This window comes from Shewanella sp. ENK2 (assembly GCF_043568515.1).
In the GTDB taxonomy this organism is placed as follows: Bacteria; Pseudomonadota; Gammaproteobacteria; order Enterobacterales; family Shewanellaceae; genus Shewanella; species Shewanella japonica.
Window position 1 is genome coordinate 477,378 of sequence record NZ_CP171406.1, and the last position, 21,878, is coordinate 499,255.

A 21,878-nucleotide genomic window follows, 5' to 3' on the forward strand; every position below is an offset into this window, starting at 1 on the left:
TTTTTATTATTAACGTCCTGTTAAAGTTAACAAAAACAATAAATCAGGAAATATGTAAAATTCATTTTAGCGAATAGCCCACACACAACGACTCCATTGCGTTATGACCAGTTTCACTATTGTTGCAGAAAATCTTTTTTATCAAGATCCTCAGCCAATACTGGCTCACCAACATTGACGCTGCGAGTCAATGTTGCCCCAATTAAAGACTTCATATGCTTTGGATGTAGACCACTGCCATTACGCAATACTTTAATATCCCCTTCACCTATCAGCTCACCGGCAGAGCGGTCGCGGCAATAAAAAATTGAGCGGCGGCGAAGTTTATCTTGTTCAGACACACTGTAATTGACTTTACCTAAACATGATTCGACATTTCTGATCTGATTTACCATGTCACGAAACTCATCAGGCTCCATTGAAAAAGCAGAATCTGGGCCGCCATCATGTCTGTCTAATGTAAAGTGTTTTTCAATGATTCTGGCTCCCAGGCTCACAGCTGTCATCGGCACTAATGAGCCCATGGTGTGATCGGATAACCCAATCGGCACGTTAAACTTTTTCTGCATATCGGTGATCATATGAAGATTGGCATCGTTTAAGCTTGCAGGATATTGAGAGGTACATTTAAGTAAAGCAACATTAGTATTGCCTGCTTCGAAACAAGTCTTAAGCGCTAACTCAATGTCCTTATCATCCGCAACGCCTGTGGAAATAATCAGAGGTTTGCCTGTACGTGCAGCTTTATCAATGAGCGGAATGTGGTTAATTTCGAAAGAAGCAATTTTATAGTAAGGAACATTAAGTGTTTCAAGGAAATCCACACCCTCAAGATCAAACGGACTTGAGAAAAACGCCATACCTAACTCGTGGGTAAGCGCTTGCAATGGCTGGTGCCATTCGTAGGGCAATGCGGCTTCTTGATAAAGACTCCACAAGGTACGTCCTTTCCACAAACCCGCTTTCCGTTTGCCAAAATAGTCATTATCGACATCTAGACATAACGATTCTGGACGGTATGTTTGAACTTTAACAATATCCGCTCCAGAATCAGCCATCGCCCTTACCGTGTCGCAAGCTCGTTGTAAGCTACCATTGTGATTGGCTGACAATTCGGCAATCACTATGGCTTTTTTAGGTAACCAATCAGTCATTTAATTTACTAAAATAAGCGATTAAAGCGGCTGGGGAAGTTAACTGGTCAATCAGCTCATCAGGAACTTGATGACCTGTAAGCTGCTCAAGTTCAACAAATAAATTAAACATATCTAGGCTATCAAACCCTGCTTCTTCAAAGGTTTTATCAAGCACTAGACCTTCGGTATCAACTGCTGCACCTGACTCTTCTAAGGCTTTTTTTATTACGTCTAAATTGACCATTTTGGCCTCCTAATTATCTATACATTAATGCACTGGCCCACGAGAAGCCTACACCAAATCCACTTAGTACAATGTTATTCCATTCACTATTCATTGCATGCTTTTCTATCAAAAGAGGAATAGAAGAAGAAACCGTATTGCCCGTGTCCTTTAAGTCTTTAATAAAGCGCTTTTTGTCCGTAAAACGCCGTGCAATGGTATCCACAATCGCAGCACTGCCTTGGTGAATTAAAAAGCATCCACTTCAGCCTCTGTTAATTCGCAAACGGCCAACAACTCTTTGATATGCTTAGGGACATTCATAGAAGCAAAGTTGAATACTTGTCGCCCATTCATCGACAAAATGCCTTCTTGAACTTGTAGGCTTTCTGCCCCCTCTCCGTCCGTGCCGAACAGGACAGGGCCCAGTTTGAATACAGGATTTTGTGAAATCCAACTCACAGTAGCAGCATCGCCAAATAACATGGAAGTGACTCTGTCAGAAGTATCAATAACCTTCGAATAAGGATCTGCTGTTATCAACAAAGCTTGTTTCATTCCAGCAGCTTGCAACAACCCTTTAATAATATAAAGGCCATACACATAGCCTGAACAGCCAAGCGATACGTCAAAAGCGGCAATCGTTTTTGGTAGCCCCGCTTTTTGTTGCACTATTGCTGCGGTATGAGGCAGTTTTTCACCATCACCATTTTGCGTCACGACAATCAGAGCATCGATTTTCTCTTTATCAAAACTCGGCTGTTGCTTAACGAGCTGTTCAATGGCTGCGACACATAAATCAGAACATTCTTGATCTTCGGCCTTACGAGGCAACTTAACGGGGCCTAATTTAGACTCAACAAAGTCAGCAGTTTCGCCAAAGTGACTACCTTGCTCTACATTATCAATTGAGGTGGTAGGGATATAACTTGCAATAGCTTGAATACCGATTTCCATTATTGTCCCTCCACAATAAATCTAATTTGACCTAGCTTTACTCCGTCTAGCCACACTTCAGACACCGAAAATTTGCCATGTAGCATTGATTGAAGCTTTATTTCTGCGCTTTGATATTCTGTCGGTAAATTTTGAGTCAGGTTTAACTGGCCGAACAACCATTTCCCTTTGCTAAGAGGAGCAATTTGGTTATGCATTTTTTTGGTCAACGCAACAAGCACTTCAATACAGGTGTAATCGTCAACCGGTTTGTGCATCTTTATTGTTGCTGGTGATATCGTTAGTTCCGCATTAGCAACTAACTCATCTTCATCAAATTCATAACGGCCTTCAACAAGAGTATTTCCCTCAACCCACCATAATGGAACTGTGTCACCATCACTGAGGCTAAATTTACCTGTTGCCACTACCGTGCCAGTATCAGGTCTTTGGGTTGTTAACTCACATTGAAACCGAGCAAGCTTTCTAAAACTCAGTTGGCTCAACCTTGTGTTTTCTGGCATGTGTTGAGCGACATAATCAAGCGTAAACCGATAAAAATCAGTCCCGTGTAAGTAGTTTCGGTTACCTTTAAATTCAAACATATAACCACCTCTTATCTAGCTGACTCGACGGGCTGGATTTCCAAGCCATGTAGTGCCTTCGCCAGCATCTTTTAACAGCGCAGAGCCCGCTCCAATAACAGAAAAAGCTCCAAGGTTTAAACCATCACGTACTACGGCATTGGCAGCAACATGTACCCCTTCTTGCACGCAGGCATATCCACACAAACACACATTAGGACCAATATCGACATAATCAAAGATTTGTACATCATGCCCCACATTCGCTCCAGCTCGAACAAGCACATTGCTGCCGATTTTAACCTGAGGTTGAATGGATACATTCGAGCAAATCACACTACCAGCGCCAATTTGCGAATCAAAACCTATCATTGCACTCGGGTGAATTAAGGTCGCCATCCGCTTAGACGGAATGCCCAGCGACTTTAATAAATCAGCCCTTTCTCGCATTTTCCCAACACTTAACAAAGCAAATACAAAGAGTACATCTTGGTCTAAGTCGCGCCACTGTGAAGGTTTCCCTAGCACTGGCCAATGAAACAGTAATTCATCAGTAGTTTGATGATCATTAAGAAATCCGGCTAGCTCAATATCATCACCAGCGCGCTGCATATCCAGTATAATTTGCGCTAATACTGCCCCATTTCCGGCGCCACCAATGATAACGATTCGCTTTTTACCCATACAATTTTATTCCTAATTTTAATCACTTAGTTGAGTATCTGTGTCATCCAAGTATTTTTCTTATCCCACCCTAACATGACCTTTTTTGCACTCGCAGACATCGCTGACAATATTTCGGGTTGTGCGAATAATAAAGCCATCTTTGACTCAAGTTCGTGCGTTAAATTTTCACTCACTTTACCGAGATGAATAATGGCATTTAAGCTGGCTAGTTGTTCATTAGGTACGGTCTGATTATCTGCAATCGTCCAACAAAGCGCTGGCAATGCTGCGGCGCAACGTTCCCAAGAAATCCCGCCACCAGCACCAATGGCTAAATCAGCATCTGCCATCAGTTTTGATATTCGTGTCGATTGAACTTCAAGATTCAAATAGCCTGAATATTGCTGGCATAACGCACTAAGTCGCTCAATGTGAGGGTATGACGATCCAACCACAACATCGACTTTTTCTAACTTGTTTCGAAATGACGGCTGGGTTAACACATCACAAACTTGTCCCGTGATGTCATCTTTATCAACGCCACCAAAACACACAAACACTTTGTTAAGTTCAGTTCTTCGTTTCGGATTAATCTCGGTAAATTCCTCACGAAGGGGAATGTGCCAAGGGCCAAAAAGTACCTGACCTTCTCCAGGTGTAGCAGAACGTTTATTTAGTGTTGGATCAATAAGAAGCTGACATTCATGTGGCCTATCTCTGAGTCCATCAATGACCAAAGCATGAGCGTGGGTTTCTGATGTTAACTTTTGCTCCCAGATTGCACCTAAAGAGAAATGGTCAACGATGACCCAATCAGGCTTTATACCAGCTCGTGTTAACTCACATATCGTCTGCTCAGCATCTTTTTCTTCTGTGCATCCCAACCAATGACTATGAGGATATTCACCATGCTCCTGGGTATATTCTTCAGGCTCTGGCAGCATGACAAGCGGAAACGCTCTCAAAACGTCAGATTGATGACCAATATGATTACGACAACAAAATGTCACTTCTGCACCCAGTTTTTTGAGTAACTTTGCAATAGTCAAACAACGCATGATATGACCGCTGCCGATATGGCGGCCACTATCTGCACGGATTACGACTCGTTTCACATTTTTCCCGCTAGAAATATACGTTCAGCAAACACCCAATCTTCTTCAGTATCAATATCTTGCACTTGATACCTCGGCACAATAAAAGGCGTAGCATGGTTGGAGTACATTATATCTCCTCGTAAAAAAGCTTCAGCTTTACCCCAATAAAACTGCCCGGCATCGTGATAGGCCTCAACGAGATCTTGAGAGCGAGTTTGTAATTGATGCGGGGTAAACATTTCAACATGACCAGCGTCATTCATAAATAATGCACGCTGGATAGGTGAGGCAAAACTTGTCACGGTAAAGCAAAAGTCTGTCCCCACTTCCATAAGTTGAGCAAAACTTTGCTTTATCGCTTTGGCGGTTACAAACGGTGCTGTTGCATATAAGCAGCAAGCATGCTCAACATCACCTAAGTTATCGTTGACCCAATTAATGGTGTGATTTACCACCACACGCGTTGTCGCCACATCATTTGATAATTCAGCGGGTCTAACAAAGGGAACTTCAGCGCCGTAATCTTTGGCAATTTTTGCGATTTCCTGACAATCAGTAGACACAATAACGTGATCGAATAATTCAGATTCAATCGCCGCTTCAATCGATCTTGCAATGATTGGCTTACCGCAAAAAGAACGGATATTTTTCTTTGGAATACGTTTACTGCCACCACGAGCAGGAATAATTGCAATTCTCACTTGATTAACTCCTTTAGAGTGTCACAAATGAATGCTAATTCCTCGGAGGTTAAATCAGGAAACAAAGGTAAAGTGAGGCAAGATTGATAGTAAGCTTCAGCTTGCGGAAAATCACCTTTCTTAAAGCCAAGCTCCTGATAGTAAGGCTGCAGGTGAATCGGGATATAATGAACATGCACACCAATGCCTGCTTCACGCATCTTTTCAAAAATTTGTTTTCTGTTGCAGCCTTTTGGCAGCCTTACAAGCAACAAGTGATAAGCACTTAAGGTGTATTCTAAAGGCGTAACGACTTTAATTTGAGTATCGTTAAACTGTTGCAGGTACTCCAAAGCAAGCGCATTTCGCTTACTTATAAACGTACTCAAAACATTAAGCTGACTATTACCAAGTGCCGCTTGCAAATCCGTCATGCGATAGTTAAACCCTAAAGCGTGTTGTTCGCAATACCAACCTCCTTCATCAGGATTGAGCAATTCGGTTTGTTTTTTGGTAATACCATGACTACACGTTAGCGCCATTGATTTGGCCAATAAAGGATCATTCGTTGTCGCAACGCCACCTTCACCTGTGGTGATAATTTTGACTGGATGGAAACTAAAAACGGTAATATCACTATATTGGCAACTACCAATAGGCGAGTTTAGATAATGGCCACCAATAGCATGGGCAGCATCTTCGATAACTTTAACCCCGTACTGTCGCGCGAGTGCCGAAATCTGCAACATATCGCAACTATGGCCTGCCATATGAACTGCAATAATGACTTTAGGCAAAGCCCCTTTTTTCTCCGCAATGGTCAATTTTTCGGCTAACGCAATCGGACACATGTTTGCAGTTTGTGGGTCGATATCAACAAAATCTATTTCAGCCCCGCAATATAGGGCGCAATTTGAAGATGCAACAAAAGAGATAGGGCTTGTCCAGACTATCGCTTTCTCGGTCACTCCTAATGCAATACAGGCGGCATGTAATAAAGAGGTTGCACTGTTGGCTGCGACCGCGAATGATGACTTAGTGATGTCGGCAATATTTTGTTCAAATAACGGCACTTGCGGGCCTTGGGTCAAAAAATCCGAATGGAGTACCGAAACAACTGCGTCGATATCTGCATCAGAAATGGATTGGCGCCCATATGGAATCATTATTACGCCTCATCCAGATTTTTAATTTGTTCAATCGATAAAAAATCAGGGTTCTTACCGGAATCATACTCAAACCCGAGTTCTACTAACTGCCCTTTCTCACCGAGTTTATTGGTTGAGTAATCGTTATCTCTGCCAAAAAAGTAATACTCGGGGTAATAACAAAGTGATCATCAAACTCTAAAGTATGGTGAGAATCATCTCCTGGGCACATCACTTCATGCATTTTTTCACCGGGTCTAATCCCCACAATGTCTTGCTTAAGACCTGGTCCACATGCTTCAGCTAAATCAGTAATTCGTACAGAAGGAATTTTAGGGATGAATATCTCACCACCTTGCATTCGTGAGAAGTTTTTCAGCACAAAATCAACACCATCTTGAAGTGTGATCCAAAACCGTGTCATATCAGGGTGAGTAATAGGTAGAGAATCAGCGCCGTTGGCAATGAGCGATTTGAAGAAAGGGACAACCGAACCACGAGAGCCGACGACATTGCCATAACGCACTGCTGAAAAGCGTGTTCTTCCATCACCAACAATGTTGTTACCAGCAACAAATAACTTGTCTGAAGCCAACTTAGTTGCGCCATATAAATTGATTGGGTTAGCCGCTTTATCGGTTGATAATGCGATGACTCGTTTCACATTATTAGCAATCGCTGCCTTAATGACATTTTCTGCGCCATGAATATTGGTTTTGATGCATTCCATCGGATTGTATTCAGCAGCCGGAACTTGCTTAATTGCCGCTGCGTGAATGACATAATCTACATCTTTGAATGCTTGCATCATTCTATCTGCATCACGGACATCACCTAAAAAGTAGCGCATGCAAGGATCATTATAGACTTGCTGCATTTCGTACTGCTTTAGTTCATCCCTTGATAGGATAATCAACCTTTTTGGCTTATAGCGCGCTAAAATAGTCTTTGTATATTTCTGTCCAAACGAACCAGTACCGCCTGTTATCAGAATAGATTGATTATCAAACATGCACTCTCCAAATCATTGTAATTATGTCCATGCGGTAGGCTGAAAACCCATTAAACTTATGCAATATATGATTAAAAGCAAAAATCACACCACAATAAGCTTACTTAACGCACTCTGGGAAAATTTCTAGCCGCGTATTTCTAAGCCTGTATTTTTTGAGTAATTAACCAACAATAATATGCATTATTTTTAATTACTTAACTAAACCTACCGCTAGCTTGAGTCTATCATTCTATAAGCTCAACTAACTATCGACTTAGGCATTTTTTTATCACCCGAGTCTAAAAAGGTGGTATTTGAAGCTCACATTTTCGCATGTAGCCGCCTTTGTCAAAATGTTGACTAACGAAATTGAATACTCTGCACACAGCAACTGACTAATATTTCTAGCATAGAAAATTTAATTCATTCAATCTTTAACAATAATATAGTTGAGCAGCATCACCGAAAGCTTGGCATTTGGCCTTATTTCGGCCATAAAAAACGACATAGGGAAACCATATGCCGTTTTATTCACTCAATGAGCTCAATTGATATTCTTTACTTTGGTTTTCTAAATACCAAAGTGAATCTGTCCGTATTGCCAGTCACGGTTTTACGCCCAACCTCGTAACGTAATTCGTCATCAGGGCGGTAAAACATATTCGATGATTTCTCTAACAAAAATCCTGCGGCTTGCACTTCTAAAATCACATCGACAGGATCTTCGCGGCGACGCATTTCATCAGTTTCAGGCATCATGTGGCGTCGAGTATGATCAACAATCACATAAATCCCCCCGGTTTTAACGCATCAAATGTGGCTTTATTCAGTTTAGTTTTATCTTCTACATTGAAGTTATGGTACTCGCGAATACTGAGCATCATATCGGCATCTGTCATACCAAAATCAATATTACCTAATGTGTAACTTCTTGCTTTTGGGTTCCAGTCCAATGCTATAGGTAGCTTTTGCGCTTTACTCATAGCATCTTTTGCTAACAGATCATTCAAACCTTCTAACCATTCTGCTTTATAGGCTAAGTGCAATTCACCTTGATCTTTTAACAGCGGGGCCAGTATTTTGCTATACCAACCATCACCAGGAGCGAATTCAATAACCTTCATCTCTTTTGTTAAGCCAAAAAATTCCAACGCATAATAAGGAGCACGATTATCATCTCTTTGCTTATCGGCATCTGTACGATGCTCCATTTTCATCACTTCAATGACATCTTGTTGAAATGGCGTAAGGGCAGCAAAAGATGAAAAACTACACAACAAAGAGGTTCCTGCTATCACTGCAGCAATCCAAGTCTTACTCTTATCAATCCTTAACATGTCAATCTTCCTTTTCCGCTCAATGTAATGAGTTGCTAGTCAAACTCGCTTAGGTTAAACAATTATCTTAGTTATTGTATGCCGTAATTGTATGCCATAACGACTATACGTCACTGCCGTTATATGCGCATACACTAATATGTTGCCAATTATGTCTATATTTAACCGACTTACGAGAGAGACTAACCACTATTGCGCATCGTAGAATACAAAAAATAACGTTGTAAAAAACACTCTTAGCAACCAGTTTGGTTTGCAAAAAAACTCGGTTCGGTAGCGCCAGGAAATGCTAAGTAAAAAAAGTAGCAAGTATCAGTGAAGGTATAGCCTTTTGGAAATAACAACACCAAGATCCCTGCAATTTCAAAGGTGCCCCAATCAGCAGTGATCTCAGCATTAAGGTTATTTACTTGCTCAAAACTTCCCTCTATCGCATTTTCAATATTGTCAGCAGTAGGCGAAATAAAACCAAAGCTTGTGGTGATAGTTTCTCCGTTAAGTTCAATAGAGGACGAAGAAAGTTTTTCTTTACCTTCAATTGCCAGCTTAGAGTAAACAATTGAATTAGCGGACTTTATGGCGGCCTCTAAGCTATTGAGGCTTGCAATGGATGCATCGGTTTTCAGGTTTAAAAACTTGGGGGCAGCGATGATTGCAAGCACGGCTAAAATAATGATAACCACAACCATTTCAATCAATGTAAATCCCGCATTATTTGACTCAATCAGGTTAAATTTTTTCATAGCTCACCTAAGCGGTTATAAAAAGCAAGGTCAGATTTGTTCAATAAAAAATCATTCTAATATCAGTTATAACCCTACCTAACGCCTTATTCAAGCTAAGAAAACCAATGACCTATATCCATAACCACATAATAAAAAACCAACACTATGCTGGTGTTGGTTTTCTAGTTGGGCGACATTTATTTCAGTAATAAGCTAGGCTGTGAGTAATCGCCACCACATCCCGGGTAAACTGGTAAAGCCGGTGGTGTAATATTGCAATTCACCGTTTTTAAATACCATGACAGTTGGCGTCACTTGCACAGACCACTTACGAGATAAGAAACCTTGTCGATCATTTATCGTACTTAATGTATATCCTTTGTCAGACAAAAAGTGCTTCATTTTTTCATCACTGCCTGAGCTCATTGCGACCGAGACCACTGAATAGTGTTCACTGAGTATATCTACTGCTGGAGTCACAAATTGACATACAGGACACCAGGTTCCCCAAAAGTAGACTAACACAGCATCGTCATGGCTCATGGCCAACACATCAACAAGGTCACCATTTAAGTCGACTGCAGTCATCGTTGGTAATGACTCTGTTGGTAAATCTTTTCCTCGCCAAAGATCAACCACTGTCGATACCAAAATAAACAATACCAACATAATTGATAATTGTTTCAAACCACTGAGTAGTTTCTTACCCCATGTTTTCTGGTTGGGCTCTTTCATCGTTATCTGGTGTTCCAATGTCTTATCGTGTCTAAGAAGGCTCGGTTATCGCAATACAGGTTTTACTACTGATTTCAATTCTAATATTCAGACTCAGGTTTTTACTCAGTATTGCGACTGCTCGTTGACTAGACCGCCAGACTCAACATTTGTATTCACATTGGTTGATAAAAACTTATCGAGCTGATGCTTGCTCAATTGCAGCAAGCACTTGTTCTGTCGTTAAAATGACCGGGAGCTTTATTCCATCTGGTGCATTAGGGCCGTAAACCACGTTAAACGGCACCCCAAATCGGCCATGACTTTGTAAGTAATCAGTAATCGGTTGCGATGCTGTTGTCCAATCACCTTCCACTAACGCCATATGGTCTTGTTTTAGCGTTGAATAAACAGGGTCTTGTAAAATCACCCCAACCTTGTTGGCTTTACAGGTAATACACCAATCAGCAGTTACATCCACAAATACCGTTTTGCCTTGAGCCACGCTACTTGCAATATCTGTTTGCTCAAGAGGCGTCCAAGCGAGATCCGTTGGCAGCGGATTTGACCAGTCGTCAGACGTTGCAAATGCGCCAATAGCAGCAAACATCACCACTATGCTAAAACTTGCAATAACAGCTGGAACGCCATATTGCTTGGCCATAAGCCCAAAGAAACCTAACACTAACACAACCGCAATGACCCATAGAGCTATGACATTGATAAAGCTTGATAATAGGTTGATTAGCCATAAACTGGTCATCAACAATAGCACCGAGAAGAACACTTTAACGATATTCATCCAGCGCCCTGGTTTAGGGAAATAACGGGCTATTTGCGGAAACATAGCCACTAATAGCCAGGGTAGTGCCATTCCTATTGCTAATGCAGTAAAGATGACCACTAAGCTAAGTACATCAGCCCCTAAGGCAAAAGCCACTGCGGTCCCTAAAAACGGGGCACTACAAGGGGTGGCGAGTAAAGTGGCAAACATGCCTTGTAAAAAATGACCTCGATGATCATTGCCACCCGTGGTAGCAAGTTTAGTCTGCAAACTCGATGGAAGATTAATTTCGAATGCACCAAGCATATTAAGCGAAAATACAGAAGTGACAATCACCATAAACCCAATAAACCAAGGGTTTTGGAATTGCACGCCCCATCCCACAGCTTGTCCCGTAACCTTCAGCATAATCACAAAGGCAGCCAACAGCCAAAACGACACAATAATGCCAAATGCAGAAGCGATAAATTGAGTTCTTATTTGATTTTTCTGCAAGTCAGGCGCAGCAATAACAGAACTTAACTTCATCCCTAATACAGGTAATACACAAGGCATCACATTAAGAATCAACCCGCCTAGTAATGCAAAAAATAGCATAGTCAGTAATGAATTATCTGACATATCAATTGAGGCTAACTGAACATTCGCTGCGTATTCATACGCTCGCTGATTATCACTTACCGTAATATTCAGTTGTTTCTTATCCAATTGGGCGTCTTCGTTCCAAGTCGATACCTCAAAAAAGCCGTCCATACTTTCGAGCCATCATCACGTGTTTGTCGACTTACGCTAATAGGATTGAAATTGGTTTCTTTATCGCCATCAACAATGACCTGTGGCTGACGCCAACTGTCATCTAATAACGTCACTTGGAGTAGGTTTTGCGCTTTGTCCCACCCCACATTAACTTGATCATTAGCCGTATCAATATCCACTAATTGTGGCACTGCCGAAATGGCTTTATTGAACTCAAACATCGCTTCTGTGTCTGCTTGAAGTTGATTCGCGGTTAAATCTAATTCGAGCTGATAATCCGTCAGAACACAGACAGTCGTGCAAGATGATAAGGTAAATTTGCCCATCAGTGACGTTGGCGCATTAATATCTTCGACCTTCAGCGCAATAGGGAATACCACCTCACCTTGATAACCTTGGGTTTTATAACCCATGATGGTGTATTGCTGAGGCGTCGGCCATTGCCAATTCACGTCTCCAAGATTAGATGACTCACTCCAATCTATTTTCGGGGCAATGCCGCCCTCACCCGGCGTACGCCAGTACATCTTCCAATCATCATCTAATTGCACATCTAAAATGGCAGGAACCGTATTGGTTTTTTCATCAAGCTCTCCGGTCAGCATAAAGCGAACTTTTACTGGCGGATGATTATCATTGACTAGCCAACCTGTCGTAGCAGCATTGGCCAATGGAGTGATGCTTGCCAGCATCAACATCAAAGTAGAAAAAATGATCGTTTTGACAATATTCAACAAACTTTCCTTATATTGCCCTCATTCTGCTCGAGCAATAAATACGGTTGTAAAATGACAATAAAAAAAGCGTCACCAAGGACATAGACAATGGCAGCTTAATAGACCGAAATAATGACAAAATAGTTCATCTAATGTCACTAAATTAGTGGATAAAGTGTAAATCTGTGAAGCGGTACTTTATTTATTGATTTTCATGACAACCCACCCATTTTACCCACTCTCATCTAGCGCTTTATTTCTGACATAAACTGAAACAGGTTAAATATAGACATACGTTTGAATGATTGCTTTAATCGAATCAGGTGTTTTTGTTGTATTTCGATATTGTGGCCCTAAAGGCTTAACTGCTCTGAAGTTGAGACACCAAGGAAAGGCAAGACTCACTCATTTATCAATAAAATGAGACAACAATAATAAGGATAATTTTCCATGAAAGTAATGCATTTGAATAAACACATGCTAGCTATTGGCGTTGCATCTTCAGTTTTTATCGCTGGTTGCGGCAATGACACCGACTACTCTCGCTCCCCTGAAGTTACCCCTGAACCTGAAGTCACACAGCCACTGCAAGCTTTTGCACCAGACGGGATGCTTAAAGCACAAATTCGTCGAACTGCTTATGGCGTTCCACATATTCAAGCCGACAACCTTGAAAGCTTGGCGTTTGGCAGCGGGTACGCCCAAGCACAAGATAACTTATGTATACTTGCCGATGGATTTATCAAAGCCAATTCTGAACGCTCAATGTATTTTGGACCTCACGCCTCAATTGACTTTGCCACAGGACTTCCAACAGCTGAAGATAACGGCAATTTAATTTCAGATTTTGCGTATAAAGCACTTAAAATTCGCGAGTTAGCCGAAAACCAATACTCACAATTTAGTTATAACTCACGTGCATTAATGGAAGGCTTCAGCGCAGGATACAACCAGTATCTTGCTGACGTCGATGCTGGGGAACAGCAAGCTTCCCCTTTTTGCGCAGGTCAACCTTGGGTTAAGCCCATTGAAGGGGTCGATGTTGCAAACTATTTATTCTCTATCGCCTTATTACCGGGCGCAGCTAACTTTTTAGATTTGATCTTTTATGCTAATCCTGGTGATGCTGAAGAGTACCTGCCACGTATTGTTGGCCCAGCGCCATCAGCAATGCAAACCGCCTTTATTCAAGATGTGAACACCAAATTAATCGCTCGTGCCAATACCATTACTACACCAGATACCAACCCTCGTGATTTAGGCTCAAACGGCTGGGGACTCGGTAAAGATAAAACTGAAAATGGCAAAGGAATGGTGCTGGGTAATCCGCATTTCCCTCATACGGGCAACTTGCGTTTTTGGCAATCGCATATCACGATTCCAGGCCAGCTTGATGTCATGGGCGGATCACTCGTTGGCATGCCAGGGTTAATCAATATTGGCTTTAACAAAGACCTAGCTTGGACACATACCTTCTCAACTGCCGAGCATTTTGTGATGTATAACCTTGAGCTAGTCAGTGGCGATCGCATGCAATACCTTTATGAAGGTAAACCCATGCCAATCAACAAAGAAACCGTGCAAGTCCTCGTTAATGGCGGACCTGCAGGTATGCTCATTGCTGAAAAAGACATCTACACCACGGCTAAAGGGCCAATTGTAGAAGCCCCTGTCGGACTTGCTCCTTTTGGTTGGGATGATGGCCAAGCCTTTATGATTCAAGATGCCAATATGGCAACTAAAGATCCTATCGATCATTGGTTTGCAATGAATCGGGCTACCAATAAAGATGAGTTTCAACAAGCCTTTAAGAACTATGACGGGGTTATTTTTAATAACACCATGTACGCCGATAAAGAAGGTAATGCCTTTTACATTGATGACTCAACAGTGCCGGGCTTAAGTGACTTTGCCGTATCTTTGCTAAAAACCAACCCGGATATTATTGCGGCTAGAGAACAAGCAGGCTTTACCATCTTACCTGGTAACACCTCTATTTTTGATTTCGACAGCCCAATGCCGTACAACCGAGCGCCAAAGCTTGAACGTACTGACTTTGTGCAAAACTCTAATAACTCATTCTGGTCAACTAACCTTGATGAGCCATTAGAGAATTATTCACCAATGTATGGCCCTGAGCGAGGCCAACTGTCACTTCGTACCCGCATGGCACTCACCTTAATGGAAGATGCAGCAGGTGATGATGGTAAGTTTAATATTGATGAGCTAGAGACCGCGCTGCTGTCTAACCGGATATATTTAAACGATCTTATTTTTACTGACCTAATCAGCCAGTGTGATGCACAAGCTGACACGCCAGTCATGGTGACTGATTCGATTTCTAAAGATATCAGTAGCGCTTGTACTGCGCTAAAGGCGTGGAACGGTAAACAAGATAACGACAGCGTTGGCGGCGCATTAATTCGTGAGTTTGCACATCAGTTTGATCAAAACAGCATGTTAGCAGTGCCATTTGACTACAACAATGCCGCAACTACGCCCCATACCTTAACCACAGATGGCAGTGCGCTCGTAGCACTTGCTCGTGCAACTCTTAATGTTGAAGCGGCAGGATTTGAAGTTGATGCGCCAATGGGGTCTGTTCAATTTGTTGAAAAATCATTGCCTGATGGCAGCGCTTCTGGCACTAAACTACCTTGGCCTGGAACCCACAATGCAGAAGGCGGATTTAATGTATTTTCTACCAGCTTGTCAGGCGATGATACTTTAATACCTCAGCATGAATATGCCGCAGTGATGGACGCGGTATCAGGGACACCTTTGGCTTCAGGGTTAACTGCCGAAGGCTATCACATTCGCTATGGTTCAAGCTGGATGATGGCGGTGAGCTTTACTGATGATGGCCCTGTGGCTAAAGGAATCTTAACTTATTCTGAGTCGAATAATATTCTTAGTCCCTCTTTTGCCGATCAAAGTGTGCTGTATTCAACAGAAAAGCAATTGCGTCCGTTTCTATTTAATGAAGCTGATATTGCCGCATCCGTTGAGTCAACGACTGAACTAAGCTTTCAAAAAGGTGAATAGCTTACTGTTAACTCGTTAATAATCACTTAGCGGCATCTATTGATGCAGCTTTCGCTGCATATAAGTTGTCATCAATACTAAGCCCGCATTTCGCGGGCTTTATATTGATACAAGTACAGCTAAAAAGCTCAAGACGTAATGGTAAAATCAATTTAATCCAACAGCGGCCCACTCAATTAAGCAACTCGCAATAAACACCAACAAAACCAACCTAAGCGCAACCCGTAATAAACACTCAAGACCCAATTAAGACACAAACAGATCTACGATTAACCCCACATTTACATTGGTATATTTTATTTGTAGCCCCTCATTACACATGGCTAAAATCTCGCACAATTCCCAGTAAAGGGAATACATAAATAATAAATGGGGTTCAATATGAAAATGTTTAAAACTGCTGCAGCTTTAGCTGTCGGTGTAGCGTTGCTTACGGGTTGCAACGACGAAACAAACAACTACTATCCAGGTGAGCCAGCACCTGAAACAACAGATGTACGCATTGGTGCTTATAACTTGTCATTTGACAGAAACACCTTTGAAGATCTTGTCGCTGAAATGGCGTTAACCGTCGCAGAGCAAGATGAATTAATGGAGAAATGGTTCGATGAGTCGCTTAGCGACGAAGAACTAGCTGTAGCAGAAAAGGTTATTCAAATTCGCAACGTTGCAGCAATTATCCAAACTGAACGACCTGCAATCTTATGGATGGGTGAATTCAATAACGATGGGACAGCAGAAAGCCAACAAGCAATTCAAGGTTTCCGTTTAAACTACCTGACTGTGCCACAAAATGCGTTAGGTTCAACATCTGAAGAATTTGAAGCCCTTGAGCCAATACAGTTTGGTTATTTTGAAAACTTCGCCACAAATACTGGCCTATTAAGTGGTCACGACTTGAACCACGATGGTAAAGTTGCCCTTCCTGATGATGCTTGGGGCTTTGGCTTCTACCATGGTCAATATGCATTCAGCTTACTATCTCAATACCCAATTGATACAGATAACATCCGTACTTTCCAAGACTTCAAATGGAAAGACATGCCAGGTGAAACCAACCCAACCATCATTAACTGTGAAGACGAAAGCAATCCGATCCCAGAAGGAAAGGCATGTGGTGATGAATGGTACAGCGCTGAGGCATGGGCAGAAAAGCCAATGTCATCTAAGAACCATGTTGATGCACCTATTATCATTCCTACAGCAGATGGCGATAAAGTCATTCACTTATTAATGTCGCACCCAACACCACCTATTTTCGACACTGTGACTGAAAACAACAAGTTACTTAACCGTGCTGAAATCAAATTCTGGGATGATTACACATCTGGTGAAGGTAGCTATATTTACGATGACGAAGGTAACAAAGGCGGTATCGATAGCGATGCATCATTTGTGATCTTAGGTGATTTGAATGCTGATCCAGAATCTGGTGATGGCTACTTAGATACCATCAAAGACTTAATGTACAGTGACCAAGTTAACCAACTTGCTACTCACGGAATTTACGCACCAAGTAGCTTAGGCGGACCAGAGTGTTTGTCTAACGGTGAATGTAAAGAAGAAAACTGGGGCACTAAGTACCCAGATCTTGTGACCAGCACATCTGGTTTACGCTTAGACCACGTTATCCCTTCAAGTGACTTGAATGTGACTGATTCAGGTGTATTCTGGCCAGCGACTTTTGAAGAAGGTCGTCTAATGATGAATGACGAGCGTGTAGGTAATTGGGGCGGCGGCGGAAAGTCAGTTTCTTCTGATCACCGTTTAGTCTGGATTAACGTAGAACTTTAATCCGTCAATATAGTAAGCTGAAACAGTTTATTTCTAATACAAAAGCCCGCAAGCATTGCGGGCTTTTTTGTGTCAATTTAGTGATGAAAAATCAGTATCAATTTCTTGCTGTAATTTCTCTAACTCATCTAGGATGCGTAAAAACTTTTGGCCAAAGTCAGTTACCTTGTACTCAACTCTTGGTGGAAGCTCGTTGAAAGTGATTTTTTCTAAAATACCAAACTCAACATTTCGCTTTAAACACACATTGAGCACTTTTGTGGTTAAGCCTTCAACATGACTAACCATAGCCCCAGGTCGATTGATACCATTTGCCAATAACTGATACACAGTCAGTGACCACTTACATCCATAAATCGCTTCAACCATACGCGCACTTTTATTGGGTGCTGACTTCTTTGAAAATAAATTTTCTTTTGTTTTCATAAATATGTACCAATAAGTACCTATGACACTAAATTGTGCCTACTTTTCAATAGCCTAAAGCGTTTATTAAACTGAGTCTATAGGCAATATAACTCAAACAATTTGGAGTCAACTGATGAACAATTTAACACCATCACTCGAAGCGTTTTCAGCCATCATCTTAGGCGGTTCAAGTGGCATAGGGTTAGCAAGTGCTAAGCGTTTACTTGCTCAAGGCATCAACACCTTAATTGTCGGCAGTTCAGTAGATAAATTAATCGCAGCTAAAACCGTATTAGATGAAATACCTTCAACAGCCTCACTACAAACCCTGCAAGCAGATTTATATCAAAGTGATGATATCGCACGACTCATCAGTATCATTGAACAAGCACACCATCACATTCAATACTTTGTTAACGCAGCAGGTAAATTCATCCCAACCGCCTTTTTAGACCACCAGCAATCAGATTACGATAGTTATATAAACCTGAATCGTGCGAGCTTTTTTATCTCCCAAGCAATCGCTAAAAACATGCGTCAATATCAAGCTGGCGCAATTGTACATGTTGGCTCAATGTGGGCTAAACAAGCGATTAAAGCAACGCCATCATCTGCTTACTCTATGGCTAAAGCGGGTTTGCACTCACTAACTCAGCATATGGCAATGGAGCTAGCTGAATACAATATTAGAGTGAATGCAGTCTCCCCTGCAGTGGTCAACACCCCTATCTATGGGGCATTTATTGAACCTGATGCAATGGATGAAACCTTAGCCTCTTTTAATGAGTTTCACCCCATCGGCAGAATTGGTACCTCAGATGATGTAGCGGCAACAATCGACTTTTTACTCAGTGAGCAATCCAGTTGGGTTACAGGCGCCATATGGGATATTGACGGCGGAGTAATGGCAGGTAGGAATTAACCACAAAACAGAATATCTTCTCGATTTTCTAACCAAAGCGGATGTTTAGTCATGACTTTACTGAACATCTTGCTTTGCAAATAACGGTTCAGCCAAATACGTAAATGAGGATATGGAGCGTGTAGATACCATTGCCGCTCAACCCGGGCAAATTGACGAATAAACGGCAGTATTGCAATATCTGCTAAGCTTTCTCTATCAGCCATTAAAAAGCGATGCTGTGACAGTAATTCTTCCAACTTAACGATGTACTTTTCGCAAGCTTGTCTGCATTCCACAATATTAGATTCACTATAACGTTTAGCGCATTTGTAGTTTTCTAAACAGCGCTTAAACTCGCTATCAAAGGTGTAGATTAACGCCAGCATGCTATCTAAAGTGTCATCATCAGCAAACAACAAGTCATCAGGATCGCCTTGGGTCAACGCCCATAACATCACCTCAAAACTTTCTTCTATAATAGTACCCGTTGGGGTCACAACGACTGGCACAGTGCCTTTAGGCGATACCGATAGCATTTCAGCGGGTTTGTCGCTTAAGACTAAGTCACGCAGTAATACAGGCTGTTTTGACTTATAAATGGCAATACGAGCTCGCATTGCAAAAGGACAATTTCTGAGCGAGTAGATTACAGGTAAATCCATGATTTTATTCATTGTTGTCTTACTTCCCTTACAACTTATATACGGGTTTACTAATTAATTATGTACTTTAACCATATTCATTCGCAACATATACGGGTAACATCCCCCCATTAAAATTAACTGAGAACCTTATAAAGCATGAAACCTAAGATTGAATTATTAGCCCCAGGTGGTGATGTCGATGCAATTAAAGCGGCCATTATAGCTGGAGCAGATGCTGTTTATTGCGGCCTAGATACTTTTAATGCCCGTAACCGTGCTGCTAATATTTCATTCGATCAGTTAGTTGGGATCATTAGATTGGCTCATCAATATGACTGCCAAATATTTTTAACCTTGAACATTGTGATTTTAGAGCAAGAGTTCAAAACACTCATAAAACTACTCAACAAATTGGTTAACACCACATTAGATGGCGTTATCGTTCAAGATATGGGCTTACTGTACGTATTGCGTAAGCACTTCCCTACGCTGGATATTCATGCATCAACTCAGCTAACCACTCATAATGCTGGCCAAATTCCATTTTTAAAGACCTTGGGTGCAACCCGAGTTAACTTATCTCGAGAATTAAACTTAAGAGAAATAACCGCACTCGCCACGGTAGCAAAAGAGCACGATACCTTATTAGAGGTGTTTGTTCATGGCTCATTGTGTGTGGCATTTTCAGGGCTTTGTTACTCAACCTCTGCCAGTGCGGGTAATTCAGGTAACCGTGGCCGCTGCAGCCAAGCTTGTCGTGAAGAATACGAAACCACAGAGTCGGGCAATAACTTCCCGTTAAACATTAAAGATAACTCAGCATTTTTTGACTTACCTAAACTCATTGATGCGGGTGTTTATTCCTTTAAAGTTGAAGGTCGGATCAAAGGCGCAAGCTACGTCCATACCGTTATTGACAGTTTCCGTAAGCAAATCGATGGCTATATAGAAACTGGAGAACTCACACAAGATGGCGAGCGACTTTATAAAGTCTTTAACCGTGATTTCACCAATGCATTTTTACGTGGTGACTTAAACCAATCGATGTTTATTGATAACCCTCGTGATAACTCTAAAAATCACTTGGTCGATAAGCTTAAAGCCGAAAAAGGCGAATCGATTTCAGTAGTCCAAATCCATGACGCACAGCAACAATTGCAAGTGGATAAAAAACAAATCAATGCCTCGGTCGATGACAAAATTGCGCATTTGAGTATTGAAAAAACTAAACTCAAGTTAACGTTTGCCTGCGAACAAGAAAAGCCCTTAACACTGACAGTAACCACTGAGCAAAATAGCAGTGATTTAAGTGATATTGACTCGAAGACAATTGTGTTGAGTTCAACCAGTTTAATGCGTCCGAGTGAAAAATTAAGCGTTGATCAAGAAGCCATTGAAAAGCGCTTTAAAAATATTAATAACGCCAACTATGATTTAGTCGAGTTAAACACCCAAGACCTCACTGATGGCATGAGTATCCCTTATCGTGAAATAACCACGCTGAAAAATGAGTTATTAGCTTATTTAAACGATGGTATTGAAGTCATCCCAGAAGTGGAATTGCCAAAGCTTGCACGCCACCCAAAACCTGAAGGCCAAAAGCCGGCGCTTTCAATGTTGATTTGTGATGAAGCCGACGCAGATTTAGCCAACATCACTGAAGGGGATATTTATTTTAAATTACCCGATGCTTATAAACGTGGTTGCACCAAGTATGTCGACTTTTTACAGCAAAATCCTCGTCTAATACCTTGGTTCCCGCCTGTGCTAATTGGTAAAGATTACGATGTCGCATTGAATATTCTTGAGCAAGTGAAGCCGCCGTTAATCGTTACGAACAATACTGGTATCGCTTATCATGCTAATCGATTAGGCATTAAGTGGATTGCTGGGCCCTTCCTAAATACGACTAATTCATATGCACTATTAGCATTACAAGAAGGCTTTGAGTGCAGCGGCGCCTTTATTTCAAACGAAATCAATCGCCAACAAATTAAGCAAATAGCCAGACCAAATAACTTTAAGATGCTCTACAGTATTTATCATCCAATTTTATTAATGGCTAGCCGTCAGTGTTTCTTCCAGCAAAGTGTTGGCTGTGAAAAGCCAAGAATTGATAATGGCTGTATGTTGTCCTGTGACAAATCAACTAGCATCAAAAACCTGAAAGGCGACTCATTTGCCATTGATAAACAAAAAGCAGGTTACCCAAGTATTTATAATCAAGATCAATTTTTAAATACTGACATTATTGAAGATTTAAGCCATATGTTTGATGGCTTTATGATTGATCTAACCAATATTGGTGCTGGCGATAGAGAATCACCTGATAAAGTGGCGCTCATTAAGCAATTTGAAGCCTTACTCGATGGGCAACGTAATGCCAGTGATACGTTAGCCCAAATGGTGCCAGAGTCTACTTATCTGCAATACCAAAATGGTTTGTAAGTCTGACGGCATTATGAGTTAGCATTCAATATACTATCTAGCCCTGCTTATATTTTTCAGGGCTTTTTTATGCTCATAACAAACTGAAAACCTTAAATTTAACGCCAGCCCACACAAAAACCTGCAACAAATTGTATCA

General features: G+C 41.4%; 19 protein-coding genes and 2 pseudogenes. 4 read left to right on the forward strand and 17 right to left on the reverse strand.

Features of this window, described 5'->3' with window-relative positions; all coding sequences use genetic code 11:
- Positions 1-116: 116 nt before the first annotated feature.
- The 15 genes and pseudogenes from pseI to ACGEDC_RS02350 all read right to left on the reverse strand — a co-directional run bounded on the left by pseI (position 117) and on the right by ACGEDC_RS02350 (position 12,514).
- Entirely contained in the window at positions 117-1,154 is a 1,038-nt protein-coding gene (pseI, locus tag ACGEDC_RS02280; RefSeq protein ID WP_282166720.1) for a pseudaminic acid synthase, read from the reverse strand.
- On the reverse strand, positions 1,147-1,380 hold the full coding sequence (locus ACGEDC_RS02285) for an acyl carrier protein (RefSeq protein ID WP_394496180.1): 234 nt from the start codon (positions 1,378-1,380) through the stop codon (positions 1,147-1,149). Before ACGEDC_RS02285 ends, pseI begins: the two co-directional genes overlap by 8 nt.
- A 13-nt stretch (positions 1,381-1,393) precedes the next feature.
- Positions 1,394-1,585, reverse strand: coding sequence for a 3-oxoacyl-[acyl-carrier-protein] synthase III C-terminal domain-containing protein (locus tag ACGEDC_RS02290; protein ID WP_394496183.1), 192 nt, complete (start codon positions 1,583-1,585; stop codon positions 1,394-1,396).
- Between the two features lie 23 nt (positions 1,586-1,608).
- Positions 1,609-2,316: a ketoacyl-ACP synthase III gene (locus ACGEDC_RS02295; protein ID WP_394496185.1), complete on the reverse strand. Its 708-nt coding sequence runs from the start codon at positions 2,314-2,316 to the stop codon at positions 1,609-1,611.
- Positions 2,316-2,900: a hypothetical protein gene (locus ACGEDC_RS02300; RefSeq protein WP_394496190.1), complete on the reverse strand. Its 585-nt coding sequence runs from the start codon at positions 2,898-2,900 to the stop codon at positions 2,316-2,318. The genes ACGEDC_RS02295 and ACGEDC_RS02300 overlap by 1 nt, the downstream gene beginning before the upstream one ends.
- Before the next feature lie 15 nt (positions 2,901-2,915).
- Positions 2,916-3,563 (reverse strand): NeuD/PglB/VioB family sugar acetyltransferase, encoded by a 648-nt coding sequence (locus ACGEDC_RS02305; RefSeq protein WP_394496192.1) that lies wholly within the window; start codon positions 3,561-3,563, stop codon positions 2,916-2,918.
- 26 nt (positions 3,564-3,589) lie between these two features.
- Positions 3,590-4,660 (reverse strand): UDP-2,4-diacetamido-2,4,6-trideoxy-beta-L-altropyranose hydrolase, encoded by a 1,071-nt coding sequence (pseG, locus tag ACGEDC_RS02310; protein ID WP_394496195.1) that lies wholly within the window; start codon positions 4,658-4,660, stop codon positions 3,590-3,592.
- On the reverse strand, positions 4,657-5,343 hold the full coding sequence (gene pseF, locus ACGEDC_RS02315) for a pseudaminic acid cytidylyltransferase (protein ID WP_394496197.1): 687 nt from the start codon (positions 5,341-5,343) through the stop codon (positions 4,657-4,659). Before pseF ends, pseG begins: the two co-directional genes overlap by 4 nt.
- The gene (gene pseC / locus ACGEDC_RS02320; protein WP_394496199.1) at positions 5,340-6,488 is read right to left on the reverse strand and encodes a UDP-4-amino-4,6-dideoxy-N-acetyl-beta-L-altrosamine transaminase; all 1,149 of its coding nucleotides are present in this window, start codon (positions 6,486-6,488) and stop codon (positions 5,340-5,342) included. Before pseC ends, pseF begins: the two co-directional genes overlap by 4 nt.
- A 2-nt stretch (positions 6,489-6,490) precedes the next feature.
- Positions 6,491-7,482: pseudogene (gene pseB, locus ACGEDC_RS02325) on the reverse strand (UDP-N-acetylglucosamine 4,6-dehydratase (inverting)).
- Between the two features lie 540 nt (positions 7,483-8,022).
- Positions 8,023-8,250, reverse strand: coding sequence for a hypothetical protein (locus ACGEDC_RS02330; RefSeq protein WP_394496201.1), 228 nt, complete (start codon positions 8,248-8,250; stop codon positions 8,023-8,025).
- The gene (locus ACGEDC_RS02335) at positions 8,247-8,801 is read right to left on the reverse strand and encodes a hypothetical protein (RefSeq protein WP_394496203.1); all 555 of its coding nucleotides are present in this window, start codon (positions 8,799-8,801) and stop codon (positions 8,247-8,249) included. The genes ACGEDC_RS02330 and ACGEDC_RS02335 overlap by 4 nt, the downstream gene beginning before the upstream one ends.
- Before the next feature lie 236 nt (positions 8,802-9,037).
- Positions 9,038-9,544: a prepilin-type N-terminal cleavage/methylation domain-containing protein gene (locus tag ACGEDC_RS02340; RefSeq protein WP_394496205.1), complete on the reverse strand. Its 507-nt coding sequence runs from the start codon at positions 9,542-9,544 to the stop codon at positions 9,038-9,040.
- Between the two features lie 195 nt (positions 9,545-9,739).
- Complete coding sequence (locus ACGEDC_RS02345) at positions 9,740-10,261, reverse strand: protein disulfide oxidoreductase (protein WP_211030914.1); 522 nt, start codon at positions 10,259-10,261, stop codon at positions 9,740-9,742.
- A 175-nt stretch (positions 10,262-10,436) separates the two neighbouring features.
- Positions 10,437-12,514 (reverse strand): annotated as a pseudogene (locus ACGEDC_RS02350) (protein-disulfide reductase DsbD family protein).
- A 441-nt stretch (positions 12,515-12,955) separates the two neighbouring features.
- Here ACGEDC_RS02350 and ACGEDC_RS02355 point away from each other — a divergent pair.
- Both ACGEDC_RS02355 and ACGEDC_RS02360 read left to right on the forward strand, forming a co-directional pair.
- Complete coding sequence (locus ACGEDC_RS02355; RefSeq protein ID WP_394498206.1) at positions 12,956-15,541, forward strand: acylase; 2,586 nt, start codon at positions 12,956-12,958, stop codon at positions 15,539-15,541.
- A gap of 381 nt (positions 15,542-15,922) precedes the next feature.
- Positions 15,923-17,335 (forward strand): endonuclease/exonuclease/phosphatase family protein, encoded by a 1,413-nt coding sequence (locus ACGEDC_RS02360; RefSeq protein WP_394496208.1) that lies wholly within the window; start codon positions 15,923-15,925, stop codon positions 17,333-17,335.
- A 72-nt stretch (positions 17,336-17,407) separates the two neighbouring features.
- Here the strand turns inward: ACGEDC_RS02360 and ACGEDC_RS02365 are convergent, their stop codons facing one another.
- Positions 17,408-17,761 (reverse strand): winged helix-turn-helix transcriptional regulator, encoded by a 354-nt coding sequence (locus ACGEDC_RS02365; RefSeq protein WP_055025080.1) that lies wholly within the window; start codon positions 17,759-17,761, stop codon positions 17,408-17,410.
- A 115-nt stretch (positions 17,762-17,876) separates the two neighbouring features.
- On the opposite strand from ACGEDC_RS02365, the gene ACGEDC_RS02370 reads away from it, so the two are divergent.
- Entirely contained in the window at positions 17,877-18,665 is a 789-nt protein-coding gene (locus ACGEDC_RS02370) for an SDR family NAD(P)-dependent oxidoreductase (RefSeq protein ID WP_394496211.1), read from the forward strand.
- Here ACGEDC_RS02370 and ACGEDC_RS02375 read toward each other — a convergent pair.
- Positions 18,662-19,321: a glutathione S-transferase gene (locus tag ACGEDC_RS02375; protein ID WP_055025082.1), complete on the reverse strand. Its 660-nt coding sequence runs from the start codon at positions 19,319-19,321 to the stop codon at positions 18,662-18,664. The genes ACGEDC_RS02370 and ACGEDC_RS02375 overlap by 4 nt on opposite strands.
- 126 nt (positions 19,322-19,447) lie before the next feature.
- Between ACGEDC_RS02375 and ACGEDC_RS02380 the strand changes: the two genes are divergently transcribed.
- Positions 19,448-21,739 (forward strand): peptidase U32 family protein, encoded by a 2,292-nt coding sequence (locus ACGEDC_RS02380; protein WP_394496214.1) that lies wholly within the window; start codon positions 19,448-19,450, stop codon positions 21,737-21,739.
- Positions 21,740-21,878: the final 139 nt, after the last annotated feature.